At 65.9% G+C, this 24,916-nt stretch carries 20 protein-coding genes; 16 read left to right on the top strand and 4 right to left on the bottom strand.

Features of this window, described 5'->3' with window-relative positions; genetic code table 11:
• Nucleotides 1-47 precede the first annotated feature (47 nt).
• The 5 genes from U5709_RS06010 (at nt 48) to hisE (ending at nt 4,754) form a co-directional block, all read left to right on the top strand.
• Nucleotides 48-2,591: a U32 family peptidase gene (locus U5709_RS06010; RefSeq protein WP_321973000.1), complete on the top strand. Its 2,544-nt coding sequence runs from the start codon at nt 48-50 to the stop codon at nt 2,589-2,591.
• A gap of 331 nt (nt 2,592-2,922) precedes the next feature.
• Nucleotides 2,923-3,159, top strand: a complete 237-nt coding sequence (locus U5709_RS06005) for a NifU family protein (protein ID WP_321971140.1) — start codon at nt 2,923-2,925, stop codon at nt 3,157-3,159.
• A 13-nt stretch (nt 3,160-3,172) separates the two neighbouring features.
• Nucleotides 3,173-3,997 carry a prolipoprotein diacylglyceryl transferase gene (gene lgt, locus U5709_RS06000; protein ID WP_321971139.1) on the top strand — a complete coding sequence of 275 codons (825 nt, stop codon included), beginning with the start codon at nt 3,173-3,175 and terminating at the stop codon, nt 3,995-3,997.
• Nucleotides 3,998-4,006: 9 nt separating this feature from the next.
• Nucleotides 4,007-4,381: a phosphoribosyl-AMP cyclohydrolase gene (gene hisI / locus U5709_RS05995; RefSeq protein WP_321971138.1), complete on the top strand. Its 375-nt coding sequence runs from the start codon at nt 4,007-4,009 to the stop codon at nt 4,379-4,381.
• A 55-nt stretch (nt 4,382-4,436) separates the two neighbouring features.
• On the top strand, nt 4,437-4,754 hold the full coding sequence (gene hisE, locus U5709_RS05990) for a phosphoribosyl-ATP diphosphatase (RefSeq protein WP_321971137.1): 318 nt from the start codon (nt 4,437-4,439) through the stop codon (nt 4,752-4,754).
• A 94-nt stretch (nt 4,755-4,848) separates the two neighbouring features.
• On the opposite strand, the gene U5709_RS05985 is transcribed toward hisE, so the two are convergent.
• Nucleotides 4,849-6,051, bottom strand: coding sequence for a coiled-coil domain-containing protein (locus U5709_RS05985; protein WP_321971136.1), 1,203 nt, complete (start codon nt 6,049-6,051; stop codon nt 4,849-4,851).
• A 315-nt stretch (nt 6,052-6,366) separates the two neighbouring features.
• Between U5709_RS05985 and murJ the strand changes: the two genes are divergently transcribed.
• Complete coding sequence (gene murJ / locus U5709_RS05980; protein WP_321971135.1) at nt 6,367-8,139, top strand: murein biosynthesis integral membrane protein MurJ; 1,773 nt, start codon at nt 6,367-6,369, stop codon at nt 8,137-8,139.
• Between the two features lie 112 nt (nt 8,140-8,251).
• Nucleotides 8,252-9,481, top strand: a complete 1,230-nt coding sequence (locus tag U5709_RS05975) for an ATP-grasp domain-containing protein (RefSeq protein ID WP_321972999.1) — start codon at nt 8,252-8,254, stop codon at nt 9,479-9,481.
• Nucleotides 9,482-9,685: 204 nt separating this feature from the next.
• Here U5709_RS05975 and U5709_RS05970 read toward each other — a convergent pair whose 3' ends face one another.
• The 3 genes from U5709_RS05970 to U5709_RS05960 are packed head-to-tail and all read right to left on the bottom strand — an operon-like array spanning nt 9,686 to nt 12,834.
• Nucleotides 9,686-10,435 carry an aspartate/glutamate racemase family protein gene (locus tag U5709_RS05970; protein ID WP_321972998.1) on the bottom strand — a complete coding sequence of 250 codons (750 nt, stop codon included), beginning with the start codon at nt 10,433-10,435 and terminating at the stop codon, nt 9,686-9,688.
• Between the two features lie 23 nt (nt 10,436-10,458).
• The gene (locus tag U5709_RS05965) at nt 10,459-11,757 is read right to left on the bottom strand and encodes an aminoacyltransferase (RefSeq protein WP_321971132.1); all 1,299 of its coding nucleotides are present in this window, start codon (nt 11,755-11,757) and stop codon (nt 10,459-10,461) included.
• Nucleotides 11,758-11,802: 45 nt separating this feature from the next.
• Nucleotides 11,803-12,834 (bottom strand): lipid II:glycine glycyltransferase FemX, encoded by a 1,032-nt coding sequence (locus U5709_RS05960; RefSeq protein ID WP_321972997.1) that lies wholly within the window; start codon nt 12,832-12,834, stop codon nt 11,803-11,805.
• 169 nt (nt 12,835-13,003) lie between these two features.
• Between U5709_RS05960 and uvrC the strand changes: the two genes are divergently transcribed.
• The 9 genes from uvrC (at nt 13,004) to U5709_RS05915 (ending at nt 24,899) form a co-directional block, all read left to right on the top strand.
• Nucleotides 13,004-14,914 (top strand): excinuclease ABC subunit UvrC, encoded by a 1,911-nt coding sequence (uvrC, locus tag U5709_RS05955; RefSeq protein WP_321971184.1) that lies wholly within the window; start codon nt 13,004-13,006, stop codon nt 14,912-14,914.
• A gap of 436 nt (nt 14,915-15,350) precedes the next feature.
• On the top strand, nt 15,351-16,970 hold the full coding sequence (locus U5709_RS05950) for an ABC transporter substrate-binding protein (protein WP_321971130.1): 1,620 nt from the start codon (nt 15,351-15,353) through the stop codon (nt 16,968-16,970).
• A 154-nt stretch (nt 16,971-17,124) separates the two neighbouring features.
• Nucleotides 17,125-18,081, top strand: a complete 957-nt coding sequence (locus tag U5709_RS05945; RefSeq protein WP_321971129.1) for an ABC transporter permease — start codon at nt 17,125-17,127, stop codon at nt 18,079-18,081.
• A gap of 2 nt (nt 18,082-18,083) precedes the next feature.
• On the top strand, nt 18,084-20,108 hold the full coding sequence (locus U5709_RS05940) for a dipeptide/oligopeptide/nickel ABC transporter permease/ATP-binding protein (RefSeq protein WP_321972996.1): 2,025 nt from the start codon (nt 18,084-18,086) through the stop codon (nt 20,106-20,108).
• The gene (locus tag U5709_RS05935; RefSeq protein ID WP_321971127.1) at nt 20,109-20,951 is read left to right on the top strand and encodes an ABC transporter ATP-binding protein; all 843 of its coding nucleotides are present in this window, start codon (nt 20,109-20,111) and stop codon (nt 20,949-20,951) included. It begins immediately after the preceding gene.
• Between the two features lie 61 nt (nt 20,952-21,012).
• A complete protein-coding gene (locus U5709_RS05930; RefSeq protein ID WP_321972995.1) occupies nt 21,013-21,993 on the top strand; it encodes an acetylxylan esterase in 981 nt (326 codons plus the stop codon).
• A complete protein-coding gene (locus U5709_RS05925; protein ID WP_321972994.1) occupies nt 21,993-22,868 on the top strand; it encodes an acetylxylan esterase in 876 nt (291 codons plus the stop codon). Before U5709_RS05930 ends, U5709_RS05925 begins: the two co-directional genes overlap by 1 nt.
• An 82-nt stretch (nt 22,869-22,950) precedes the next feature.
• Nucleotides 22,951-23,874 carry a dihydrodipicolinate synthase family protein gene (locus U5709_RS05920; RefSeq protein ID WP_321971124.1) on the top strand — a complete coding sequence of 308 codons (924 nt, stop codon included), beginning with the start codon at nt 22,951-22,953 and terminating at the stop codon, nt 23,872-23,874.
• Between the two features lie 68 nt (nt 23,875-23,942).
• Nucleotides 23,943-24,899, top strand: a complete 957-nt coding sequence (locus tag U5709_RS05915; protein WP_321971123.1) for an ROK family protein — start codon at nt 23,943-23,945, stop codon at nt 24,897-24,899.
• The last annotated feature ends 17 nt before the right edge of the window (nt 24,900-24,916 follow it).

Here is a 24,916-nt window from a genome sequence, read left to right as displayed (position 1 = left end):
TATTTGTGAGTGCGACGCCCGCACGGTGGCGTGAAGAGGAGAGGGTCATGGCCCACAAGAACGTGATCGAGCTCTTGGCGCCGGCGGGCGGGCCCGAGTCCTTCAACGCCGCGCTGGCAGCGGGCGCAGACGCCATCTATTGCGGCTTGGGCAGCAGCTTCAATGCCCGGCGCAGCGCCGACAACTTCGATGACGAGGGCTTCGCCGCCGCGTGTCGGTCGGCGCATCTTGCCGGCACGCGCGTCTACGTGACCATCAACGTTGCCGTGGCAACAGACGAGATGCCGCGACTCTTGCGGCTGGTCCGCCGGGCGTGGCTGTTCGGCGCAGACGCCTTCATTATCCAGGATTGGGGCGTGTTCTCCGAGGTCAGGCGCCTGTGGCCGCAGATTGAGACGCACATCTCCACGCAGGCGAACATCCATGACGCACGCGGCGTTGCGTGGTGCCGCGAGCGCGGGGCCGACCGTGTGACCCTCTCGCGCGAGCTCTCGCTGACAGAGATTCGCCGGATCGCCCGCGAGGGCGTGGAGCTCGAGTGCTTTGGCCACGGGGCGCTTTGCTTCTGCTACTCGGGCGTCTGCATGATGAGCTCGCTTGCGGGCGACCGTTCTGCCAATCGCGGCCTGTGCGCCCAGCCCTGTCGCCTGCCGTACGAGCTTATCGACGAAGAGGGCCGCATGGTGCCCATCCCCGACGTGGCCACGGCCGGCATGGCCGAGACGATGCGCGGAGTCGGCGGCACGCGCGCCCTTTGCCCCAAGGATTACTGCCTGGTCGACCACATCGACGAGATGATTCTGGCGGGCGTGGGGTCGCTCAAGGTCGAGGGCCGCATGAAGGCGCCCGACTACGTCTACCAGGTGGTGAGCGCCTATCGCCGCGCCATCGACGCGAGCATTGCGGGACGTGCGCTCTCGGACGAGGAGAGTGGCGCGGTGCATCGCCAGCTCAAGCGTGCCTTCAACCGTGACTTTACCGATGCCTACCTGCTCGGTCTTTCCGACAACCGCATGATGAGCTACGAGCGCTCCAACAACCGCGGCGAGGTCGTGGGCGAGGTCGTGTCCGGCCGAAAGTTGGAGGACCTGGTCGAGCGCCGCGGCGGCGGCAACGGCGGGCGCACGCGCATGAGGCGCTTCTCCCGCGCCGAGGTGACCATTCGCCTCACACAGCCCGTGGGCGCGGGCGACCTTCTCGAGGTGCGCCCGGTGAGCGACCCCACGCAGTTTCTCACTGTGACGGCCGAGCGCGACTCGAAGGCGAGCGAGGTCATATGCGCCACGGCGCCGCGCGTGATGGAGGCGGGCGCCATCGTGCGCGTGATCCGCTCGCAGGCGGCGCTTGCCGCCGCGGCGCGTGTGGCCAAGGCGGACGTGCAGAGAAAAAGGCCCGTCTACGTGCGCGTTGTTGCCCGGCTGGGCCAGCCGTTCGTCGTTGAGCTGGCGTGCGTCGACGGCGAGGCGGCCGCCCGCGCGGAGGGCTTTGTGGTCGAGGAGGCAAAGACACGCCCGGTGGGGGAGGACGACCTCGTGGCCCATGTCGGCCGTATGGGTGGAGGTCCCTTCGAGCCGGTGAGCTACGACGTCGAGCTCGACGACGGCTGCGGCATGGGTTTCTCGGCAGTGCACAAGGTCCGCGCAGAGGCTGTGCGCGCGCTGGAGGAGGCGCTTCTTGCTGGCTATGCCGCGCGTGAGGAGGGCATGGCCAAGGCGCCGTCCGAGTACGCGATTGCGGCGAACCTCGAGGCTGAACGTGCAGATCATGGCCTTGAACTGCGGAGCGTTGGCATAGAAGAGACTTGTGTCTGCGCGCTCGTGACCGATCCCGCTTGCGCCCGCGCGGCGTTTGCCGCCGGTGCCGCCCGCGTCTACGCTGCGGTGGACGACCTCGCGGCGGGTGAGTGGCCACAAGGCGTGATTCCTTGGCTTGACGGGGTCTGCCGCGAGGCCGATCACGACCGCCTTGACCAGCATGTTGTTGCCGGGAAGCCCTGCGCCGTGGGCAATATGTCCGAGCTTGCCCTGGCGGCCGAGCTCGGCGCGGCCCCGGAGATCCGCTCGTGCGTGCCCGTGCACAACGAGAGCTGCCTTGTGACCTTGGAGGCTGCGGGCGCCGCGGGGTTCTGGCTCTCGCACGAGCTCACGCTGGAGCAAATCTGCGAGCTGGCGCGGCGCTCGTCTGTGCCAGTGGGCCTCATGGTTTATGGCCGCGAGCGGGCCATGACTTCTGAGCACTGCGTGCTGCAGGTCATGGGTAAGTGCATCCACGACTGCGCGCGCTGCCCGCAGCGAAAGCGTCGGCTCAGCCTGCGCAACATCGAGGGGAAGCTGCTTCCTGTGCGCACCGATATCAACGGCCGCAGCCGCATCTGGGCGGCCCAGGTGCTCGATGCCACGCCCGAGTCGGTCGAGCTTCTGGCCGCCGGCGTCACGCGCTTCTTGGCCGACTGCACGCTGCTCGACGAGGCCGAGACCCGGCAGGCCATCGCTCGTGTGGCGGCCGCCCTCGACGCCGCCCGCGTCGGCAAGCGTCCCGCCGAGCGTGAGGCGGGCGCCACCTCCGGTCACCTCTACGCCCCTATCAAGTAGGGTGAGCTGCAGGCGGCATCGTCTCGCGGGCCCTCCCCACGGCGTTCGCTCAGTTTTTCGATGGTTAAATTCAAATCTCCGAGTAGCGGCCATTCGCCAACTGGGCAAATGCGATCGAATTCAGGTCTCTATACTCACCAATTCCGATTTAACCATCGAAAAACTGGACGAACCTAAAACCGTCTGCATGGGCCGTGCTCTGCCGCGCGACTGCAGCCCCCGAAACCCGCGGATGGCGGCTCGGAGCAGCTGAGGGCGATGTTATTAGGGTGGTCACGGGCCATATTGGGTAATATGAACTTCGCGTATTTCTCGACGAAAGGACATTAACATGGCTGTCGATAAGCAGCTTCTTGAAGAGACCCTCGACATCATCCGCCAGAGCCTGCAGGCCGACGGCGGCGACGTGGAGCTCATCGACGTCGACGACGAGGGCGTCGTCACCCTCGAGATGCAGGGCGCCTGCGCCGGCTGCCCGCTCTCGAGCCTCGACATGTCCGAGGGTATCGAGCGCATTCTCAAGGAGCACGTCCCCGGCGTGACGCGCGTCCAGCCTGCCGTTCTCTAGGCTAGGCAGCGCGTTGTTCCTCGACGATATCTATCAGGCCCTCGACCCTGTCGCTTTCACGTTGGGGCCGCTCACCGTGCGCTGGTACGGCTTGGCTTACCTTGCCGGGTTCGTTGTGGCGGGCATCGTCATCTGGCGCGTTTCTCGCCGCTGGGAGCTCGACCTTTCGGCTGACGACATCGTGAGCATCGTCATCGGCGTTGCGTTCGGCGTTATCATCGGCGCGCGCCTCGGTTACGTGCTCTTTTATGGCGCGGGTTACTACCTCGAGCACCCGGTCGAGATCATCGCCACCTGGGACGGAGGCATGAGCTTCCACGGCGGGCTCGTCGGGGCCGTGGTCGGCGGGTCCATCGTCTGCCGGCAGTACCGCATCAGCATCCCCACCATCTGCGACTTGGGCGTTATCGGCGCCACTTGGGGGCTTTTCTTCGGCCGCTGCGCGAACTTCGTCAACGGCGAGCTCTGGGGCAAGGAGTGCGACCTGCCGTGGGCCGTCGCCTTCCCGTCCGGCGGGGGTGTGTATCGTCACCCGTCGCAGCTGTATGAGGCGTTGCTCGAGGGGCTTGTTATCTTCTGCGTGCTTTGGGCGCTTTCTCGCAAGAAGCCCGCGCGCCCGCAGGGGACCTTTATGGGCACGTTCCTTATGCTGTACGGCATCTTCCGCTTCCTCATCGAGTTCGTTCGCGTGCCGGACGCGCAGCTCGGCTACCTCTTCGGGCCCATCACCATGGGTCAGTGCCTGAGCCTGCCGCTCGTTGTGCTGGGCGTCGTCTTGCTCGTCGCCGCTCATAAGCTCGCGAGACCGCAGGTCGGCAGGCTTCCCGAGCAAGACTAAGGAGGACACATGTCTGCAAACACCGAGGCGTACTCCTATGCCGGCGAGAACCCAGAGGTCGTGACGCTCGACGCCGCGTGCGTCAAGTTCGACGCCACCGGCCTCGTACCGTGCGTCGTGCAGCAAGAGGGTACCGGCGAGGTGCTCATGGTGGCGTGGATGAACGAGGAGTCGCTTGCCCTCACCATAAAGACCGGCACCACCTGGTTTTGGTCCCGCAGCCGCCAAGAGCTCTGGAATAAGGGCGCTACCAGCGGAAACATGCAACAGGTCAAGCATCTGCTCGTAGACTGCGATGCCGACACGCTGGTGGCCGTCGTCGACTCCCCGGGCCCTGCCTGCCATACCGGCCACCGCAGCTGCTTCTTCCGCGAGATCAAATAAGAACGGACAAAGGGACAGTCCCTTTGTCCACCATCTTTAGAAAAGGAGGCCCCGCGTGGGCGAGAGGACCAAGAACGTTCAGGACGGCAACATCGGCGAGACTCTCGAGGGCCTAGCCGCGGTGATCCGCGGTCGCCGCGACGTGTCGCCGGAGGAGTCCTATACCGCCAAGCTCCTACAGGGCAACTCGGACAGCCTGCTCAAGAAGCTCACTGAGGAGGCGACCGAGGTCGTCATGGCCTGCAAGGACAACGACCACGATCACATCCGCTACGAGGCGGGCGACCTCATCTACCACCTGCTCGTCGCGCTCGAGCGCTATGACGTTACGCTCGACGAGCTCGCGGGCGAGCTGGACGCGCGCAGGCACTAGCTGCCGCATCTGTCGCAATAAACCGCACGTAAATAAGCCCCGTTCGCTGTGAACGGGGCTTTTCTTTGCTGCAAATCCGGTGTAGGCGAGGAGCTTAGATGGGCGAGCCGCCGCCGCAGAAGCCGGAGCACCAATTGACGCTCTCGACGGAGACGCCGGTGCTGTCGCTGGACTGAACGACCTGTCCGTTGCCGATGTACATGGCCACGTGGAAGGTCGACGCGCCGCCGTCGTAGGAATAGAAGACGAGATCGCCGGGTTGCATCTGGGAGACGGAGCTGACCCAACGGCCGGAAGCCTTCATCCACTGGAACTGGCCATAGGCGTAGTGGCCGGACGCGTGCGGAATGGTGACGCCGGCTTGGCCCCACGCGTACCAGCACAGGCCGTTGCAGCTGAAGCCGGCGCTCGGGGAATCGGACCAGCTGTAGCCTTTGCCGACCTGCGCCAGCGCGGCGGCGACCGCGGCGGAGCGGGCGGAGCTGGAGTCGCCGGTGTACGTGCTGGCCGAAGAGGAGCTGGAGCCGCTTGAGCTGCTGTTCATATTGCTCGACGCCGCGGCTTCCTCCTGTGTCTTTTGTGCGGCGGCCCTGGCAGCCTCCTCATCGGCCTTCTTCTGCGCGGCCTCGGCGGCGGCGCGCTTCTCGGCCTCGATGCGCTCCTGCTCGGCCTTCACGGCTGCCTGCAGCTCGGTGGAGAGGCCGTTGACGTAGCTTGACTGCTGCGCGACGGCCTCGTTGGCCGCTTGCGCCTCGGCCGTCTGTGACTCCAGGAGCTGCTGCTGTTCCTGCTGCTGCTTCTCGAGTGAGGACTTCTCGCTGTTGAGCTCGTTCTCGAGGTTCGTGACGGTCTCGATGCTCTGTTGCTTGGCGGCCGAGACCCTGTTGGCGTAGTACACGCGCGAGACGAGGTCCTCGAAGTTCTGCGAGCTCAGGACGAGCTCGAGCAGGGTGGCGCCGCCGCCGCTTTTGTAAGATGTGGAGATGTGCTCGGAAAGCTCCTGCTTGGCGACGGCGAGGTCGGCCTCGGTGTCGCTGATCTGGGCCTGGAGCTCGGAGATCTGGGAGATCGTCTCGTCGAGCGCGTTGTTGGTCTCGTCGAGCGCCCGCTCGGCCTCGGCGACGTCATCCTCGAGCTCGTCCAGGTGTGCCATGGCGCTGTTGAGCTGGGACTGCAGCTCCTCGATGGTCGCGGCCTGCGCGGTCACGGGGACCGCGAGCGGGAGGACGGTCAGGGTGCCGGCGAGAACCGCGGCAAGTGCGACTCGGGAGGAGAGCGTGATGTGTTTGCCCTGCATTTTTCTCCTTCAATGGCGCGTGCTTTCGCGCCTGGGCCTAATTGATGAATACATGCGTAGACGGTCTATTATGATAGCGCGACGGCCAGGCCTTCCATAAGATATCTTCGAGATTCCGCTGCCCTGAATCTCTCCTTGAAGCTTATCCCGCGGGCGCCCCGCGAGGCTCGCGGCCATAGATACAGAATCCGTGGAACGCGCGCCGGCGTCTTCGGGCGCGAGCACCCGAGGGATAAACTATTGCTCCGTTGTGTACCGTGAACACTGGCCCGTTGGGCTTTTTTCATGTCTGGGGATGCGCAGGTGGACGCAGATATGCAGGCTGATGACCGTACCAAGCCGTTTTACGTGCCCAAGCACCTTGCCGGCGCGGGCCCGCGCGTCGATACCGGGGAGGGCGCGACCCCGGCCCTCGAGGCGGTCGGCGAAGCCGTCGCGATTGCCGCCCAGGCGCCTGCGGAGGGCGATGAGGTCGAACTCAGCGAGGAGGTCGTCAAGGAGCAGGTCGGCCGCTCGTCCAACATGGTGAGCATCCTCGTCATCATCAGCCGCATCACCGGCTTTCTGCGCACGTCTGTCCAGGCCTGGGCCTTGGGCGCCGCCGGTCTCGCCAGCGCCTACACCGTGGCGAACAACCTGCCCAACATGCTCTACGAGTTTGTCTGCGGCGGCATGCTCATCACGGCGTTTCTGCCCGTCTACCTCTCGGTAAAGAAGAAGCTCGGCCGCGAGGGCTCGAGCGCTTACGCCTCCAACCTGCTCTCCATCGTGGTCGGCCTCATGGTCATCGTCACCGTGGTGAGCCTCATCTTCGCCGCGCCCATCATCTGGACGCAGTCGGCCGGCGCCACCGAAGGCTTCGACTCCGACCTCGCGGTGTGGTTCTTCCGCTGGTTTGCCTGCGAGATCGTGCTCTACGCGCTCTCGTCCATCATCTCGGGTGTCCTCAACGCCGAGCGCGACTACTTCTGGAGCAACCTCGCCCCCATCTTCAACAACGTGATCACCATCGGCTCCTTCGTGGCCTACGGCTACCTCACGCAGGAGCTCGGCGTGGCGTGGCGAGAGGCGGCCGTGGTTCTCGCCATCGGCAATCCCCTGGGCGTCGCCGTGCAGGTCTTTTGCCAGATGCCCGCCCTTGCCCGCCACGGCGTGCACCTCACTCCGCGCGTGAACTTCCGCGACCCCGCGCTCAAGGACACCGTGACCATCGGCCTGCCTACCATCGTGGCAACCCTCGCGTCGGTGCCCACCACGGCCGTCGCCTCGAGCTGCGCGCTCTCGGTCACCGCGGCCGGCGCCTCCATCTCCTATTACGCCCGCGTCTGGTACGTGCTGCCGTATTCCATCTTCGCCATCCCCATCTCGGTCACGATGTTCACCGAGCTCTCGGCGAGCTGGATCTCGGACGATAAGCAGGCCTACATCGACTACCTCGCCGACGGCATGAAGAAGATCCTGTTTACCATCATCCCGTGCTCCATGCTGCTCATCGTCTTCGCGCCGGCCCTCATCGCCGTCTTCGGCGGCGGTCAGTTCGATACCGAGGCTGCGAGCCAGACCGCCGAGTATCTGCAGGCCCTCTCGCTCGCGCTGCCGTTCTACGCGCTCTCGTCGTATCTGCAGAAGGCCTGCTCGTCCATGATGCGAATGAATTTCTACGCCTTCGCGAGCGTCGTGGCCTCGATCTTGCAGGTCGTCGTCTGCATCTGGTTCACGCCGGTCTTCGGCCTGCTCGTCGTGCCCGTCTCGTCGGTGCTCTTCTACGGGATCATCGACGTCTTCGCCCTTGCTCGCATCCGTGCGATCGTGGGTGGCATCGGCGCCTCCCAGCTTGTGGCGCCCATCATCCGCTCGTTCGTGTTCGGCGCGATCGGCAGCGTTGTGGGCTTTGTGCTGCTGGAGCTCCTCGAGGCGCGATTCGGCATGTGCTACGGGGCGGCCCGCGGCCTCATGTACTCGGCCGCCGCGGGCATCCCGGCGATCCTCGCGTGCTTCGGGCTCGCGAGCTTGCTGCACATGTCCGACGCGCCGTTCTTCGACAGCATCTTCTCCAAGCTCGCCCGGCTCGTCCGTCGCGGCAAGTAGGGGAGAGGCGCGCCCCGCGCCTGCGCAGGCCCTGGGGCAGCCGCGGCGTATACTCGTGTCGCGCAACCACATCGATCCGTCGCGGCCGAGCGCCGCGCGAAGGAGCATCTCAATGGCAACCAAGAGAAACGACATCGTCCCGGTCATCCTCGGCGGCGACATGTCCTCTTACCCGCTGGCCCGCGAGTTCAATGAGGCTTTTGGCGTCAAGTGCACCTGCGTAGTGCCCGAGCCCATCCGCATCATCGAGCTCAGCTCCATCATCGACGTGCGCCACGCCCCGGATATGAGCGAGGACCACCTGCGCGGCGCCCTGGAGCAGATAGCGGCCGCCAACGCGGGCAAGCACGTCGTCGTCATGGCCAACTCCGACGCCGTGGTCGAGCGCCTCGAGCGCGTGCTTCCGGGCCTGCCCGGCAACGTGATCTCGCCCATCGCCCCGCGCGACGTCATGCTGCGCGCCTCCGATAAGATCCAGTTCGCCGAGATGTGTCGCGAGTACGGCCTCGAGGCGCCGCACTCCGAGGTCGTGCACCTCGCCGGCACCGACCCCATCCCGCCGACGCGGATCGAGTTCCCGCTCATCGCCAAGACCGCGGTGAGCTCCGCCGAGTACAACAAGCTCTACGCCAAGGGCTTCAAGAAGATCTATTTCCTCCACGAGCAGGCCGAGCTCGACCAGCTGTGGCAAGACCTGCGTGCCGAGGGCTTTACCGGCGACTTCCTTGTGCAGGAGCTCATCGAGGGCGATGACACCTACGTGGACATGATGACCGTTTACATCAACCAGAAGGGCGAGCCGACCATGTTCGCGGGCGCCCAGGTGCTGCTCGAGGATCACGCGCCGTCGCTCTTTGGCAACCCGGTGGCCATGATTACGCGGCCTTTGCCGGAGCTTTGGGAGAAGGTCGGGCACATGCTCTCCGATCTGGGCTGGCGCGGCTTCGCGAACTTCGACATGAAGCGCGACCCCAAGACCGGCCGCGAGATCTTCATGGACTTCAACCCCCGCATCGGCGCGAACTCCTACTACGCGTGCGCGGGCGGCCTGAATCCGATGGAGGCCCTCGTCGACGACTTCGTGGATGGCGGCTCCAAGGTGCTGCGCACCTCTCGCGAGGCCATCTACTCGCGCGCGCCTGTCTCGATGGTGCGCAAGTACATCGCCGACGCCGACCTGCTCGCCGAGTACGACGCGCTGGCCCGCGCGGGTGAGGTTTACAACCCCGTGCGCTACAAGGGCGATAGCCTCCGGGCGCGCATCATGGGCCTTCTCATGGAGAAGAACTACGTCCGCAAGTTCAAGCGCTACTACCCGGAGCGCACCGACACCGCGTTTTAGCCGGCTGCCTGCGGTTTGGGGACAGTCCCCTTTTTGCAGGTGGCGAGTCGGCGGGCGTGCCTGCGGTTTGGGGACAGTCCCCTTTTTGCACATGAATCGCCGCTTCAAGCAGTTCACCCAACGATTCGGCGACGAGTCCGCAGCCTCCACGCGTGTGCAAAAAGGGGACTGTCCCCAAACCGCAGGCGGGCGGAGCTTGCGCGGCTAGAGAAGCGCGACGACCGGCAGGTCCTCCACGTATTTGGCGCTGTTTTCGCGGTAGAACTCGACGCAGCGGTCGGCGAGCACGTCCATGGCGTCCACGAGGTACGCGGGTTTCTCGTCGAGGTCCTGGTAGACGACGGAGAGCTCGGTGCAGCCCACGATGACGGTCTCGCAGCCCTCCTCCTCGTGCAGGCGCCGCGCGACCTCGAGGAACTCGGTCGCGTCGTAGGGGAGGTTCTTCTTGATGTGGTCGTAGATGAGCGGCATGACGACCTCGTCCTGCTCGCGCTTGGTGGGCACGACCGCGCGCAGGCTCGCCTCGCTGAGGTAGTCCTGGAAAACGCCCGACTCCACGGTGCCCGAGGTGGCAAGAAGCCCGACCGAGCTCTTTGGGCCTGCGGTCTTGAGGATGCGCGCCACGGTCTCCCTCATGATGTTCAGCACGGGGACGTTGGCCGCCTCGACGATGGGGTCGTAGAAGTAGTGGGCCGTGTTGCAGGGGATGGCGATGTAGTCGGCGCCGGCGTGCTCGAGCCATGCCACGACTTTTTCCAGCTCAGGCAGGGGGTTCGGCTCGCTGTGGTCCAGGATATAGGCCGTGCGGTCAGGGATTTGGGGGTCGTTGAACACGACCATGGGGATATTGTCCTGGTCGCGCTCGGCCGGGGTCTTATGGATGACGCACTCCATGAAGTAGGCGGTGGCGAGCGGCCCGACGCCGCCGAGGATTCCGAGGATCGGCCTGTGCATGTGCGCTCCTTCCCGCGTTTTTGTTAGCGGCCCAAGACCTTGTGGGCGAGCTGCTTGGCCTTGTACGTGAGGGGCTTCACCGGCAGGGTGAAGGAGCCCATCATCTCGAGCACGTAGCCGCCGAAGCCCTGTTTGAACTCGAGCAGGCCGCGGCCGGGGTCGGACGGGTCGTCGAAGACGCCGTCGATGCCGTAGAAGTTGTACTGCTCGACGCCGCGCTCCAGGCACTCGAGCATCATGCGGTGCTGGATGGCGGTGGAGGCGTAGAACTTGGCGTACTTGGGGTCGCTGCCCGAGAAGAGGTAGACGCACTCGCGCGGGTGCCAGACGAAGAGCGCCGCGGCGGCCGGGATCAGGTCGCCGCCCTCCTCGATGTAGGCGCGGGCGGTCTCGATGCGCTTGAGCGAGGCCTCGTGCTTCTTGCGGATGTCGTTCAGCTTGCGCTCGACCTTCTCGGGCGTGCGGGCGGTCTCGAGGGATTTCTCGAGGTGCTCGATGTCGGCCTGGAACGCGTCGCGCTTGTCTTCCCAGCTCTTGAGGTGCGCCTGCGTGTCGAAGTAGGCGATGGTGAACTCAGCCGCGTCGCCGAGGCCGTCGTAGAGCGACTCGAAGTAGGAGAGCGGGCGGTTCTCGAAGCCCTGCTTCTCGCAGCTGAGCTGGCAGATGGCGTGAAACGTCGGCAGGTCCTCGCGGCCGATGCGCTCCACGCGCACGCCGTTGTCCTGCGCGATGCGGACGTTTCGCTTGGTGTTCTTGGCGTAGGTGGCAAGAAGCGCCTTCTCGTCGGCGATGCCCGTGAGGTCCTTGACGTAGCGCCAGCGCGGCACCGCCTGGTAGCCGAGGACGAAGCCGTCGTGCTCGAAGCCGATGTGCTTGAGCTCCTCGACGCCCGCGTCGTCGGCGCCCGCGCGCGCCCACGCGGGGACGCCTGCCGCGCGCTCGCCTGCGGCCACGGGCGCGCCGTCCGAGGCGCGGTAGCGGTAGACGTTGTCGGGCGTGATCTCGAGCTGCGCGGCCCCTGCGGCCTTGGCGCGGGCCTTGAGCTCGGCGAAGACGAACTCGGCGAGCTCGGTGTCTGCGAGGTCGACGAGCGGCCCGTTGTGCACCTCGGCGAAGGTGGAGAGGCGTCCGCGGTGGAGCTCGAGCTGCGTGGCGGCAACGAGCGTGTCGCCCTCGTAGAAGCCGAGGCAGCTCACCTCGATGCCGTTCTTCTCGCGGACGCGGCCCATGCCGGAGCTTTGCTGGAAATTGCCCCAAGGGCTCTGGGCGCTGAAGGCATCGAGCTCCTTAGGGGAGATGTCTATGCAGGTAAAGGAACGCATGCGTTGCCTTTCGGGTTTGGATGTGGCTGCGCGTCGGCGGCGCGCCTAGGAGCGGTCGCGAAGCTTCTTGGCCGCGCAGAGCGCGCGGTAGAAGGTCTTCTTGACCACGAGGTCGCGGTCGGGGGCCACGTCCACGACGCCGTTCTTCGCGAACTTGGTCTTGAACTCGTTCAGGCCCATGAGCTCGGGCGCGAAGTCGCTGCCGATGCCCATCATGTCGTAGTCGGCGCAGCCCTTGTTTTGGAAGAGGTCGACGCACTCGAAGAGCACGAGCTTGTCGGTCACGTGCTGGCGCATGGTTTCGGAGAGCGACGCCCCGTAGTAGCGCACGGCGCGGGTGCCCGAGATGGTCACGATGGACCACGTGACCACGCGGCCGTCGATGCGGCCGGCGTAGACGCGGCAGTGCTCGGGGCCGAGGATGCGGATCATGTCCTCGTAGTCGGAGCAGGGGGCGGGGACGAAGCCGTCGCGCTCGCCCGTCTCGCGCATGACGTCGTAGTGCTCCTCGAAGGACTGGAGCGCGAGTTCGGTCTCGTCGGCGCAGACGGCGGGGCTCTCGCGCAGCGCCTTGCGGACGTCGCGACGGCCGCGCGGCTTCATGCGGCTGAGGATGTCCTCCTCGGTGCCGCCGGCAAGGTCGATGACCACGGTCTGATTATAGGGGCGGGTGGAGAGCACGGGCTCCACGCTCGCGGGCTCCGAGGCCACGGCGAGGCGGCAGAAGACGACCTTCTTGTCCGTCTTGCGGATATAGGCGGCCAGGGCCTCGAGCGCCTCGGCCTCCAGCGCGTCGTCGCGCTCGACGCACCAGACGGGGCCGTGGGCGCTGCGCAGGTAGTGGTAGCCGTGGGTCTCGTAGTCGAAGAGGCTCAAGAGCGCGATGGTCGCCCCGTCGCGCACGAGCTCCACGCAGCCCCAGGCGCTGCGGCCGGGGATGGTCGCCTGGTAGTCGGCCCAGGCGGAGGTCTGCTCGATGGGGAGGTTCACGCCGAGGCAGGCGGCCTTCTGCTCGAGCTCGGAGATGCTGATCTTGTTGACCTGAATCAAAAGATGCTCCAGTTGGTCGTTATTCACAAACAGATTCATTTTAGGGGCTGCGTGGTGCGTGTCCGCCGCGCCGGGTACACTCTTTAAGAAACCCCCATTGCAGCCGTGAGCGCCCGAAGGAGCCTGCGTGTCCGACGAAGACCGCGACATACGCGCCGACATCGACGCCCTCGATCGCGCGGCCGCCCGCGAACACGTGGCTGAGGCTGCAGACGGCCTCGCGAGCCTCGTGGATCAGGTGGCCAAAGTCCCGACCGAGCCCGGCTGCTACCTCTGGAAAGACGCCTCCGGCACCGTCGTTTACGTGGGCAAGGCCAAAAACCTGCGCGCCCGCCTCAAGCAGTACGTGACGCTCTCTGACGACCGGCAGAAGATCCCCCTTATGATGCAGGTCGTACGCTCCTTCGACTATGTGGTCGTGGGCTCGGAGCACGAGGCGCTCGTGCTCGAGCGCAACCTCATCGCGCAGTACCACCCCTACTTCAACGTGGACTTCAAGGACGACAAGTCCTACCCCTACATCGCCATCACCGAGTCCGACATCTTCCCGGCCATCAAATACACCCGCGAGAAGCACCGCCGCGGCACGCGTTACTTCGGCCCCTACACCGACGCGAAGGCCGCCCGCGAGACCATCGACACGCTGCGAAAGCTCGTGCCCATCTGCACCGCCAACTGCGCGGAATGGAAGCGCGTGAAGCAGCTGCTCGAGCGCGAGCCCGACCAGGCCGCCGTGGCGAACATCGTGCTTGTCGGCAAGTGCCGCCCCTGCTTCGACTACCACGTGGGGCGCGGCCCCGGCGTCTGCTGCGGCGCCATCGACACGGTCGAGTACGCCCGCCATGTGCGCCAGGTCGAGGACTTCTTGCAGGGCAAGAGGAGCGCCATCGTGGGCGAGCTCACCGAGCAGATGGCCGAGGCCGCCGCCGACCTCGACTTCGAGCGCGCGGGCCGGCTCAAGAAGCGCCTGCAGGGGCTCGACGCCTTAGACGTCAAGCAGCAGGTCATGTTCTCGGCCGACGTCAACATGGACCTCATCGGCTTTTACCGGGAGGAGACCATCAGCTGCGCCTGCGTCTTCGTCGTGCGCGAGGGCCGCACGGTCCGCTCGGTCGAGTTCATCCTGGACAAGGGCGCCGACGTGGGCGAAGACGAGCTACAGGAGGGCTTCGTCAAGCGCTACTACGACGAGACGGCCGACATACCGGCCGAGGTGTGCCTCTCCGTCTCGCTGGCCGATGGCGATGTGGTCGCGGGCTGGCTTTCCGAGAAGCGCGGCCACAACGTGCGCCTGCACCGCCCGCAGCGCGGCGAGAAGAAGCGCCTGCTCGACATGGCCGCCGCCAACGCCCGCCACGCCCTCATGCGCTACATGGTGCGCACGGGCTACGCCGACGACCGTACGAACCAGGCCTTGATGCAGCTCGAGAGCGCCCTTGCCCTGGACGCCCCGCCGATGCGCATCGAGTGCTTCGACATCTCGACTCTGCACGGGCACTTCACCGTGGCCTCCATGGTCGTCTTCACGAACGGCCGGCCCGACAAGTCGCAGTATCGCCGCTTCAAGATCCAGACGCCGCTCACCGAGGCGAACGACTTCGTGAGCATGTCCGAGGTGTTGGGGCGGCGCTATGCCCCTGAGCGCATGAGCGACGAGCGCTTCGGCTTACGGCCCGACCTCCTCGTGGTCGACGGCGGAAAACCGCAGCTCACGGCAGCCATGAACCAGCTTGCCGAGCTCGGGCTCGACATCCCGTGCTGCGGCCTTGCCAAGTCCGACGAGGAGGTCTTCGTCCCGTGGGACGAGACGCCCGTCGTGCTGCCGTCGGGCTCGGCCTCGCTCTATCTCATCAAGCAGGTCCGCGACGAGTCGCACCGCTTTGCCATCACCTTCCATCGCGAGCTTCGCGACAAGGCCATGACGCGCTCGGTGCTCGACGACGTGCCGGGCATAGGCCCCAAGCGCAAGCGCCTGCTCATGCGCGAGTTCGGCTCGCTCAAGCGCCTGCGCGAGGCCGATGAGGAGAGAATCGCTGCCATCCCCGGCGTCCCCGCTGAGGTTGCCCACGCCGTCTGGCAAGCGCTCCACGAGCAGGCCGACCTTTAGGTCCCGGAGCGCCCCGGATGTGAACATACATCAAATAATAAATCAAGGCCTTGCGTATGGGCTGCGACATCGAGAAGCGCGGGCCGCTCTGCGCAAGGTGGTTCCTGACGATTGATACCAGTTACAGACCAGTCGTATTAAAACCTTAATACCAGTTAAATGAATGGCACGTATAAATAGATACCAGTGGCTTATCGTCCCGAAGACAACATACGCTTGACACGACGATTTAACAGCGATGTAAACAGCGCTTTGTTGTTTACAGTTAGGTTTGAACCGTGTTTGGGAATCGCCCTAATTTACCGTATGCCGGCAATTGGCCTACCGTTGGGCGCTCTATGAGTGAGAGCGAGGAGCACATATGGGTAGTCTCCAATTCATAGGGGCGGCCGCCTCGGAGCGGTCGCGGGAGGATTCAAACAGGAAGAGGCAAGACATGAAGAAGATCGTGAACTCTGCCGTCACCCGTCGCACGTTCCTCGGTGGCTCCGCCGCCGCGGCGATGCTCGGCCTGGCCGCCTGCGGCGGCTCCGGCAGCTCCAGCTCGAGCTCCAGCTCCAGCAGCTCCAGCTCCACCGGCACCGAGGGCGGCGGCGCGCTGACCGTCGGCTCCGCCTACTCTCCGTCGTCCTATGACCCGGCCAACTGCTCCTCGGCCTTCTGCCTTTCCGCCAACTCCAACGTCATGGAGGGCCTCTACAACATCGACTTCACCAACTACTCCGTGATCTCCGGCCTTGCCGCCGGCGAGCCCACCGAGGTCGACGCCAACACCTATGAGGTCACCCTGCGCGACGGTGCCAAGTTCTCCGATGGCACCGACGTCACCGCTGACGACGTCGTGTTCTCCTTCGGCCGCGCCACCGCCGACGGCGGCATGTACGTGTCGTTTCTCACCATGTTCGACTCCATCGAGAAGAAGGACGACAAGACCGTCACCGTCAAGGTCAACATCCCCAACTTCTCCCTGCTGAAGGAGCGCCTGGCCATCATCAAGGTCATGCCCGCCTCCCTGTCCACCGACGACGCCGCCTCCAAGCCCGTCGGCTCCGGCCCCTGGATGTACAACGAGATGTCCGACACCTACGTCGTCCTCAAGCCCAACCCCAACTACAACGGCGAGTTCCCGGCCAAGGACAACGAGCTTCGCATCGAGTCGCTGTCCGACACCACCGCTCGCACCACGGCCCAGTCCGAGGGCACTACGCTGATCTCCGAGTCCATTCCGCCCGAGTCCATCGACCAGCTCGAGGCCGCCGGCGTCGACGTCGACCAGGTCGAGGGCTTCGGCACCCGCTTCATCATGTTCAACGTCAAGAAGGCCCCCTGGAACGACGTCAAGGTCCGTCAGGCCATCATGTACGCCCTGAACACCGATCAGATGATCACCAACGCCTTCTCCGGCCTGGCCTCCGTTGCCACCAGCTACCTGCCCTCCACCTTCACCAACTACCACAAGGCCTCCGTGGTCTACGAGTACGACGCCGACAAGGCCAAGTCCCTGCTCTCCGAGGCCGGCGTGACCCCGGGCTCCATCGTCCTTCGCACCACCGACAACGCGCAGGTCGTGGCCATGGGCACCCAGGCCCAGCAGGACCTCCAGGCCCTCGGCTTCACCGTCGAGCTGACCTCCGACAAGTCCGCCGCCACCTACGCCGCCATCGATCAGGCCGACGAGTCCTGGGACATCCTCATTGCCCCCGGCGACCCGTCCTGCTTCGGCGGCGACACCGACCTGCTGCTCAACTGGTGGTTCGGCGACAACGTCTGGATGAAGACCCGCTGCGCCTGGAACACCTCCGAGGAGTGGAAGACCCTCAACCAGAAGATGTCCGACGCCCTGGCCGCCAGCGCCGCGGACCAGCAGAACCTCTGGAACGAGTGCTTCGACATCCTTGCCGAGAACGTCACCCTCTACCCGGTCCTGCAGGTCATCACCCCGACCGGCTCCTGGCGCTCCAACGCCAGCCCCAAGGGCGAGAAGGTCTCCAGCAACTTCAAGGGCATCGGCACCACCGGCGTCCAGCTTGCCGGCGTGAACACCATCACCGCCTAGTACCTTGTTCCAAAACGTAATCGTATAGGCTCTGAACTGCGATTCGTTTAGCACTCAAACGTGCGGGAGGCCCGAGCGACCGCCAGTTGCTCGGGCCTCCGCTCTATGAAAAGCAACCAATAAACATCATTGGAAAGAGAGGGGAGAGCAAAACGTGAACAATCTCCTTCGTCTCGTCGGAAGGCGCCTGATAGCGCTTCCCATCATGGCCGTGGCCGTGACGTTTCTGATCTTCTTCCTGATGTCCTTCTCGCCGATCGACCCGGCCTACAACGCCCTGGGCGAGGCCGCCACCCCTGAGCAGGTGCAGAAGTACCACGAGGAGTACGGCCTGGACGACCCGTGGCCGGTTCGCTACGTGCGCTACATGGGCGACCTTCTCCACGGCGACCTGGGCACCTACAGCGCCCGCCGCAGCTCCGTGGCCGAGCGCGTGGCAAAGGCCCTGCCCGTCACCATGCAGCTGACCTTCTTCGGCCTGCTCATCGGCGCCGTGGTCTCGTTTTTGCTGGGAATCATCGCGGCCCTGTACCGAGACAGGTGGCCTGACCAGCTGATACGCTTCATATCCATCGCGGGTCTGGCCACGCCGTCGTTTTGGCTGGCAGTGCTGTTGATATTGCTGTTCTCGTCCTACCTGAGGCTGCTTCCAGCCTCCGGCGCGCTGCCCGACCCCCTTACCGACTTCGGCGGCTACATGGCCCGCATGATCATGCCCGCCATCGCCCTTGCCTTCCCGCTCACTGGCCAGATGACGCGCATCGTGCGCACCGCCATGGTCGAGGAGCTCGACAAGGACTACGTGCTCACCGCCAAGGGCTCCGGCCTTCCGCAGAAGGTCATCATCGCCCGCAACGTGCTTCGCAACGCCCTGATCACCCCCGTCACCACCCTGGGCATGAAAATCGGCTACCTCATGGGCGGCGCCGTGGTCATCGAGGTCATCTTCAACCTGCCCGGCATGGGCATGGCAATCCTTGACGGCGTCTCGGGCAACGAGCCCAACCTCGTCATGGGCGTCGTCATTGTGGTCGCGCTGTCCTTCATCGTGATCAACATCGTGGTCGACATGCTGTACCTGCTCATCAACCCTAGGATTAGGAGCGTGTAGCCATGCTGACCGCAAGAAAGGAAGACGCCGAGAAGCTCGAGTCCATGGCCAAGTCCAAGGGTCCCAAGCTCTCCGGCCTCAAGAACATGAAGACCTCCTCCAAGATTGCCCTCGTGGTCTTGCTGGCAGTCGTGCTCGTCTCCGCGCTGGCCTCCGTCATCGCGCCGTTCGATCCCTACGAGATCGGCATGGCGCGCCAGGCACCCGACGCCGTGCACGTCTTTGGCACCGACGACAAGGGACGTGACATTTTGTCGCGTATTCTCTACGGTGGCCGAATCTCGCTGGTCATCGGCTTTGGCGCCACGCTGTTTGCCCTGTTCTTCGGCTCCATCGTGGGCGCCCTTGCCGCCGTCACGCGCAAGGCCGTCTCCGAGTTCATCATGCGCATGCTCGACGTGATCATGTCCGTGCCCGGCATCGCCCTGGCCGCCGTTCTCGTCACGATCCTTGGCAAGTCGATCCCGGCCATCATCTTCTCCATCGGCTTCATGTACACGCCGCAGATCGCCCGCATCGTGCGCGCAAACATCGTCTCCGAGTACGGCGAGGACTACGTGCGCGCGGTCATCGTCTCCGGCGCCCGCGCCCCGTGGATCCTCATCAAGCACGTGCTGCGCAACTGCGCGGCCCCGATCATGGTCTTCACCGTGACCCTCGTGGCAGACGCCATCATCTTCGAGGCCTCGCTGACGTTTCTTTCCGCCGGCATCTCCGAGCCCACGCCCACCTGGGGCAACATCCTGGCGGACGCCCGCGCCGGCGTGCTGTCCGGCCGCTGGTGGCAGGCGCTCTACCCGGGCATCGCCATCATGGTGACCTGCCTTGCCCTGAACATCCTGTCCGAGGGCATCACCGACGCCATGGCCTCCGCCCCCTCCGCGCCCGTGGACGCCGAGAACGCCGAGAGCCGCCGCGAGGCCGACCTTCTCGTTGCCGACCCCGTGCGCGCCTACAAGGAGCAGGCCGATTCCCTCTCCGCGCGCCTGGCCGCCCTTCGCGAGGTGGAGCTCGCCCGTACCGACCGCCGCGTGCCCGACTACTCCGTCGAGCCGCTGCTGCAGGTCAAGAACCTCTCCATTGGCTTTCCGCGCCACGGCGACGTGGCCGTTGTGGACAATGTCAGCTTTGACGTGCGCCCCGGCCAGTGCATGGCCCTGGTGGGCGAGTCCGGCTGCGGCAAGTCCATCACCACCAAGGTGATCATGAACCTGCTGCCGGACACCGCCAAGATCGCCGGCGAGGCCATCTACAAGGGCCAGGACCTGCTCAAGCTCTCGCCCGAGGAGCACCGCAAGCTCCTGGGCACCGAGATTGCCATGGTCTACCAGGACTCGCTTTCCGCCCTCAACCCCTCGATGCTCATCTCCGCGCAGATGAAGCAGCTCACCAGCCGCGGCGGTACCCGCAGCGCCGAGGAGCTGCTGGAGCTCGTGGGCCTGGACCCCAAGCGCACGCTCGAGAGCTACCCGCACGAGCTGTCCGGCGGCCAGTGCCAGCGCGTGGTCATCGCCATGGCGCTGACCCGCGACCCGTCGCTGGTCATCTGCGACGAGCCCACCACCGCCCTTGACGTGACGGTCCAAAAGCAGGTCATCAAGCTGCTGAACGACCTTCAGAAGAAGCTCGGCTTCGCCATGATCTTCGTGTCCCACGACCTGGCGCTTGTGGCCGAGGTCGCAAGTGAGATCACCGTCATGTACGCCGGCCAGGTGGTCGAGTCCGCCCCCACCAAGGAGCTTCTCACCAACCCGGTCCACGAGTACACGCAGGGCCTTCTGGGCTCGGTGCTCTCCATCGAGGCCCACGACGGTAGCCGCCTGCACCAGGTGCCGGGCTCCGTGCCCAGCCCCTCGGACTTCCCCGCGGGCGACCGCTTCGCGCCGCGCTCCAGCCACCCCACGGTGGGCCTGGACGTCCGCCCGGTCCTGAAGCCCGTTCCCGGCGTCGACCACCACTTTGTGGCCGAGATCCCTGACGAGGCCCTAGCCGCCGCTGGCGTGGCCTCCCGACTGGAGGTGAGGTAGATGAGCGAGCAGAACGCCGCGAGCAGCGCTGCCGCCGAGCAGCAGCCCATCATCTTCCTGGACGACATCTCGGTGACGTTCAAGACGCGCACCGGCTCGTTGTTTCGCCCCAACCTCGTGCACGCCATCAACGGCCTGACGCTCAAGCTCATGCCGGGCGAGACCATAGGTCTTGTCGGCGAGTCCGGCTGCGGCAAGTCCACCACGGCAAACGTGATGTGCGGCCTGCAGTCGCCCACGTCCGGCAAGGTCTACTTCAAGGGCGAGGACGTCACCAAGCGCACCGCCGAGCTCCGCAAGAAGATCGGCCGCGTGGTCTCCGTGGTCTTCCAGAACCCGGCCACCGCGCTGAACCCGCGCATGGCCGTCCACGACCAGCTGCTTGACCCGCTGGTGGTCCACTCCGTGGGCTCCGACGACGAGCGCGAGCAGCGCGTGCGCGAGCTCTTTGGCCTGGTGGGGCTTCCCACCTCGGCCATGTACGCGCTTCCCGGCCAGCTCTCCGGCGGCCAGCGCCAGCGCGTGGCCATCGCCCGCGCCCTCTCGCTGCAGCCCGACGTCATCATCGCCGACGAGCCCACGAGCGCCCTGGACGTCTCGGTGCGCGCGCAGATCTTGAACCTTCTGACCGACCTCAAGCACGAGCTCGGCCTGGCCATGGTCTTCATCAGCCACGACATCCAGACCGAGCGCTACATCTCTGACCGCATCATCGTCATGAACCACGGCCAGATCATGGAGCAGGGCCCCGCCCGCCAGGTCTTCGAGGACCCGCAGGACGAGTACACAAAGACGCTGCTTGCGGCGGCGCCCTCGCTTCTGCACCCCAACCTCGGCCAGTAAGCCCGCAACCCCGGCTGGGCGCGTCCTCAGGGGCGCGTCCGGCCAAGAAGAGGTGAGAAACGTGCCATTCTCGGCCACGAGACTCGCGGAGCTAGAGGCATGTCGGGGCAAGAACCCCATCCCGCAGGACTTCGACGAGTTCTGGGCGCTTCGCATGGCCGAGGCCGACGCGCAGCCCCTCGACTTCGAGATCCGTCCCTCCGACGAGATTCCGCAGTTCGACACCTGCAGCTACTACGACCTCTACTTCACCGGCATGGGCGGTGCCCGGCTCTACGCCAAGTACGCCGTGCCGAGAAGTGCGGACGGCGGCCCCGTGCCGCTGGTGCTGCAGTTCCACGGCTACCCGGGCTGCACCCGCTCCTGGGCCGAGCAGTCCAGTTGGCCCGGCCTCGGTTACGCGATCCTCTCGATGGACAACCCCGGGCAGGGCGGTCGCTCCGAGGACGTGGGCGGCTTCAAGGGCACCACGGTCTCCGGCCACCTGGTGGCCGGCGTCGACGGCGGCCCGGAGAACCTCTACTACGTCCGCCTCTACCAGGACCAGCGCATCTTGTGTCGCATCGTGCGCCAGCTCGCGGGCATCGACGCGGGCCGCGTCTTTGTGAACGGCAGCTCGCAGGGCGGCGGCATGGGCCTTGCCTGCTGCGCCCTGAACCCCGACCTCGTGCGGCGCGCCGCCATCCTGTACCCCTTCCTCTCGGACTTCCGCGAGGTGTGGGAGCTTGGTGCCGACGCCATCGCCTACGAGGGCATCCGCTACTATTCGCGCTGGTTTGACGCCGACGGCTCGCGCGCCGACGAGTGGTTTGGCACGCTGGGCTACGTGGACAGCCTGTCATTCGCGCACCTGGTGCGCTGCCCGGTGCTCTTTGGCACGGGGCTTGCCGACGTGGTCTGCCCGCCCGAGACGCAGTTTGCCGTCTACAACGCGCTCTCGTGCCCCAAGCGCCACCTGCTCTTCCCGGGCTTCGGCCACGAGGAGATCCAGGCCTTCGACGACGCGATCATCGGCTTCTTCCAGAAGGAGGGGGACCAGTGATGGCTGACTTCGAGTCCTGGTGGCGCGAGCGCGCCAAAGTCGCCGAGAAGTGCGCGGCCGGTCAGACGCCCTGCCTCTCTGATGTGGGCGTCCAGACCCCCGTGGCCGACTACCGCGAGATGCGCTACGTCTCGCTCGACGGATCTTCGCAGGTGGCCCGCGTGATCGTGCCGCGCGCGGCCGGGCCGCACCCCTGCATCCTGGTGTGGCACGACCTCGACCGCGGCACGCGCGGGTGGTTCCAGCTGTCGCGCTACGTGGCGGCGGGCTATGCCGTCGTGCACCCGGCGTACCGCAGCTGGTCAGGCGACCTCACCGCCGGCTGGCAGGACGGGCCTGAGGGCCTTAAGGTCGCGCGTCTCGTCGAGGATACCCTTGTGGCTTGTGCCCTTGCGCGTGGCCTCAAGGGGGTGGACGGCCAGCGCCTCATGACCCACGGCGAGGGATTTGGGTCGCTCTTTGCCCTGGCTGCCGCCGCGTTTGCGGAGGGCGTCGTCAAGTGCGCCGTTGTCAACGCCATGCCCGCCAAGATCGAGTCCGCGTGGAGGGAAGGCGCCGCCCAGATGGCCTACCAGGGCGTTTGGCGCCACTTCCGCGAGCAGGACCCGTGCGCCGAGCACGCGGCTGAGCTCTTCTCGGCGCTTGCGTACGTGGACGCGGCGGAGTTTGCCGCGCTGCTGCCGGCGTCGTGCGAGCTTCTCGACGGCGTGTGCCTCATGGACGAGGTGGCGCCGCCGGCCACGCAAAGGGCTCTCTTCGACCGCGCCGACTGTAAGAAACAGATCGTCACCTATCCGAAGTTCGGGCACGAGCGCCTGAACGACTTTGAAAACAGGCTTCTCTCCTTCATGCATTTCGGCGAGCGCAGCGCGTGAGCCGCGCATGAGGGCTAGCATCGTCAACGCCCCTTGGGGCAGGCCGGGGGAGAGGCCCCCGGACAGCAGAAAGGTTCTTCTCATGGCTGACAAGTTCCAGATCCACGGCGTGGTTCCCCCCGTCGTCGTCCCCGACACCCCCGACCACGAGCTCGACGTGCCCTCCTTCGAGCGCCTGATCAACCGCATGATCGACGCCGGCGTCGACGGCCTGTTCTTCCTGGGTTCCTCCGGCGAGGTCGTCTTCTCCACCGACGAGCGCCGCCGCCAGGTCATCCAGGAGGCCATCCGTATCGTCGACCACCGCGTGCCCGTGCTCGTGGGCATCATCGACACCGAGACCGACCGCATGGTCGCTCAGGGCAGAATCGCCCAGGAGCTTGGCGCCGATGCGCTCGTGGCCACCTGCCCGTTTTACGCCCTGCAGGGCATGGAGGAGGTCGAGGAGCACTTCCGCATCCTTCACGACGAGCTCGACCTGCCCATCTTTGCCTATGACATTCCCGTGTGCGTGCACACCAAGCTGCCCTGGAAGCTTCTTGCCAAGCTGGGCGCCGAGGGCGTGCTGGCCGGCGTCAAGGACTCTTCCGGCGACGACGTCTCCTTTCGCTATCTGGTGCAGGAAAACGAGAAGCTCGGACATCCGCTGTGCCTTCTCACCGGCCATGAGGTCGTCGTTGACGGCGCCTACCTGGGCGGCGCCGACGGTTCTGTCCCGGGCCTTGCCAACGTCGAGCCCGCGGGCTACGTGCGCATGTGGAAGGCCGCGCAGGCCGGCGACTGGGCCACGGTCAAGGCCGAGCAGGACCGCTTGAACGAGATCTCCCACATCTGGGACGTCACGAGCGGCGTGGTGGGATACGCCGGCGGCGTGGGCGCTTTCAAGACGGCCCTGCACCTCATGGGCGTCTTTGACTCGCCCACGATGCCGCGCCCGGTCAAGGCCATGGAGGGTGCAAATGTCGAGGCCATCCGCAAGGTGCTTGCTGACAACGGTTTGCTGTAAGCGACGATTCGTAACTTGCGGCGGGGCGGCCGTGCGCGGCCCCGCAGCACCTCTCGGAAAGGTTGAGCATGGAAGCCAAGAAGGTCGTTGCCCTGGACATCGGCGGCACAAAGATCGCCTCGGCGCTGGTCACCTTGAGCGATGACGCGGCACCCAAGGTCGAGTTCTTCGAGAAGGTCCCTACCGAGGCGGCCCGCGGCGGCAAGATGGTTCTCGCCAACGCCATCGCGTCTGCCAGGCGCGTGCTCGAGGCGGCCGGCGGCGACGCCTGCGGCATCGGCGTCAGCTCGGCGGGCGTCATCGACCCGGCCACGGGTGATGTCACCTTTGCCAACGAGATCATGCCGGGCTGGGGCGGCACCCATTTGGGCGCCGAGCTCGAGGCCGCCTGCGGCCTTCCCGCGCGCGTTCTCAACGACGTGCACGCCCATGCGCTGGGTGAGGTTCGCTGGGGCGCCGGCCGCGGCAAGGACAGCTGTCTTGTGGTGGCCGTGGGAACCGGTGTGGGCGGTGCCTTTGCGCAGGACGGCCACATCATGCTGGGAGCGCACGGCGAGGCCGGCCACGTGGGCCACATGAGCTGCTCGGACGCCGCCGGCGTGCCGTGCTCCTGCGGGGCCGTGGGCCACATGGAGAGCGTGGCCGCCGGCCCCGGCATCATCGAACGCTACCTCGAGCTGGGCGGCTGCGCCACAGACGAGGACGGTAGCCCCGTTGACGGTGCCGTCATCGACCGTCGCGCCGCGGCGGGGGAGGATGCCGCCATTCAGGCCGAGGCCAGAAGCGGCCACGCCATCGGCGAGGTCCTGGGCAGCCTGACCAACATGCTCGACCCCGACTGCATCATCCTGTCCGGCTCCGTGGCGCAGTGCGGCGATGCCTGGCACAAGGCCATGGAGGCCGGTTGGTCGCAGTCCGTCATGCCGCCCGTGCTCGCGACGCCGATTCTGTCGGGCGACCTCGGGGGAGACGCGCCTCTCGTTGGCGCCGCCGAGCACCTGCGCCGCTCCGCCTACGCAAACTGACAAGACAACGATACGAA

It is taken from the genome of Paratractidigestivibacter sp., assembly GCF_963660155.1.
In the GTDB taxonomy this organism is placed as follows: domain Bacteria; phylum Actinomycetota; class Coriobacteriia; order Coriobacteriales; family Atopobiaceae; genus Paratractidigestivibacter.
Note: the sequence above shows the minus strand (reverse complement) of the source record. Positions and strands in the feature narration are given on the sequence as shown.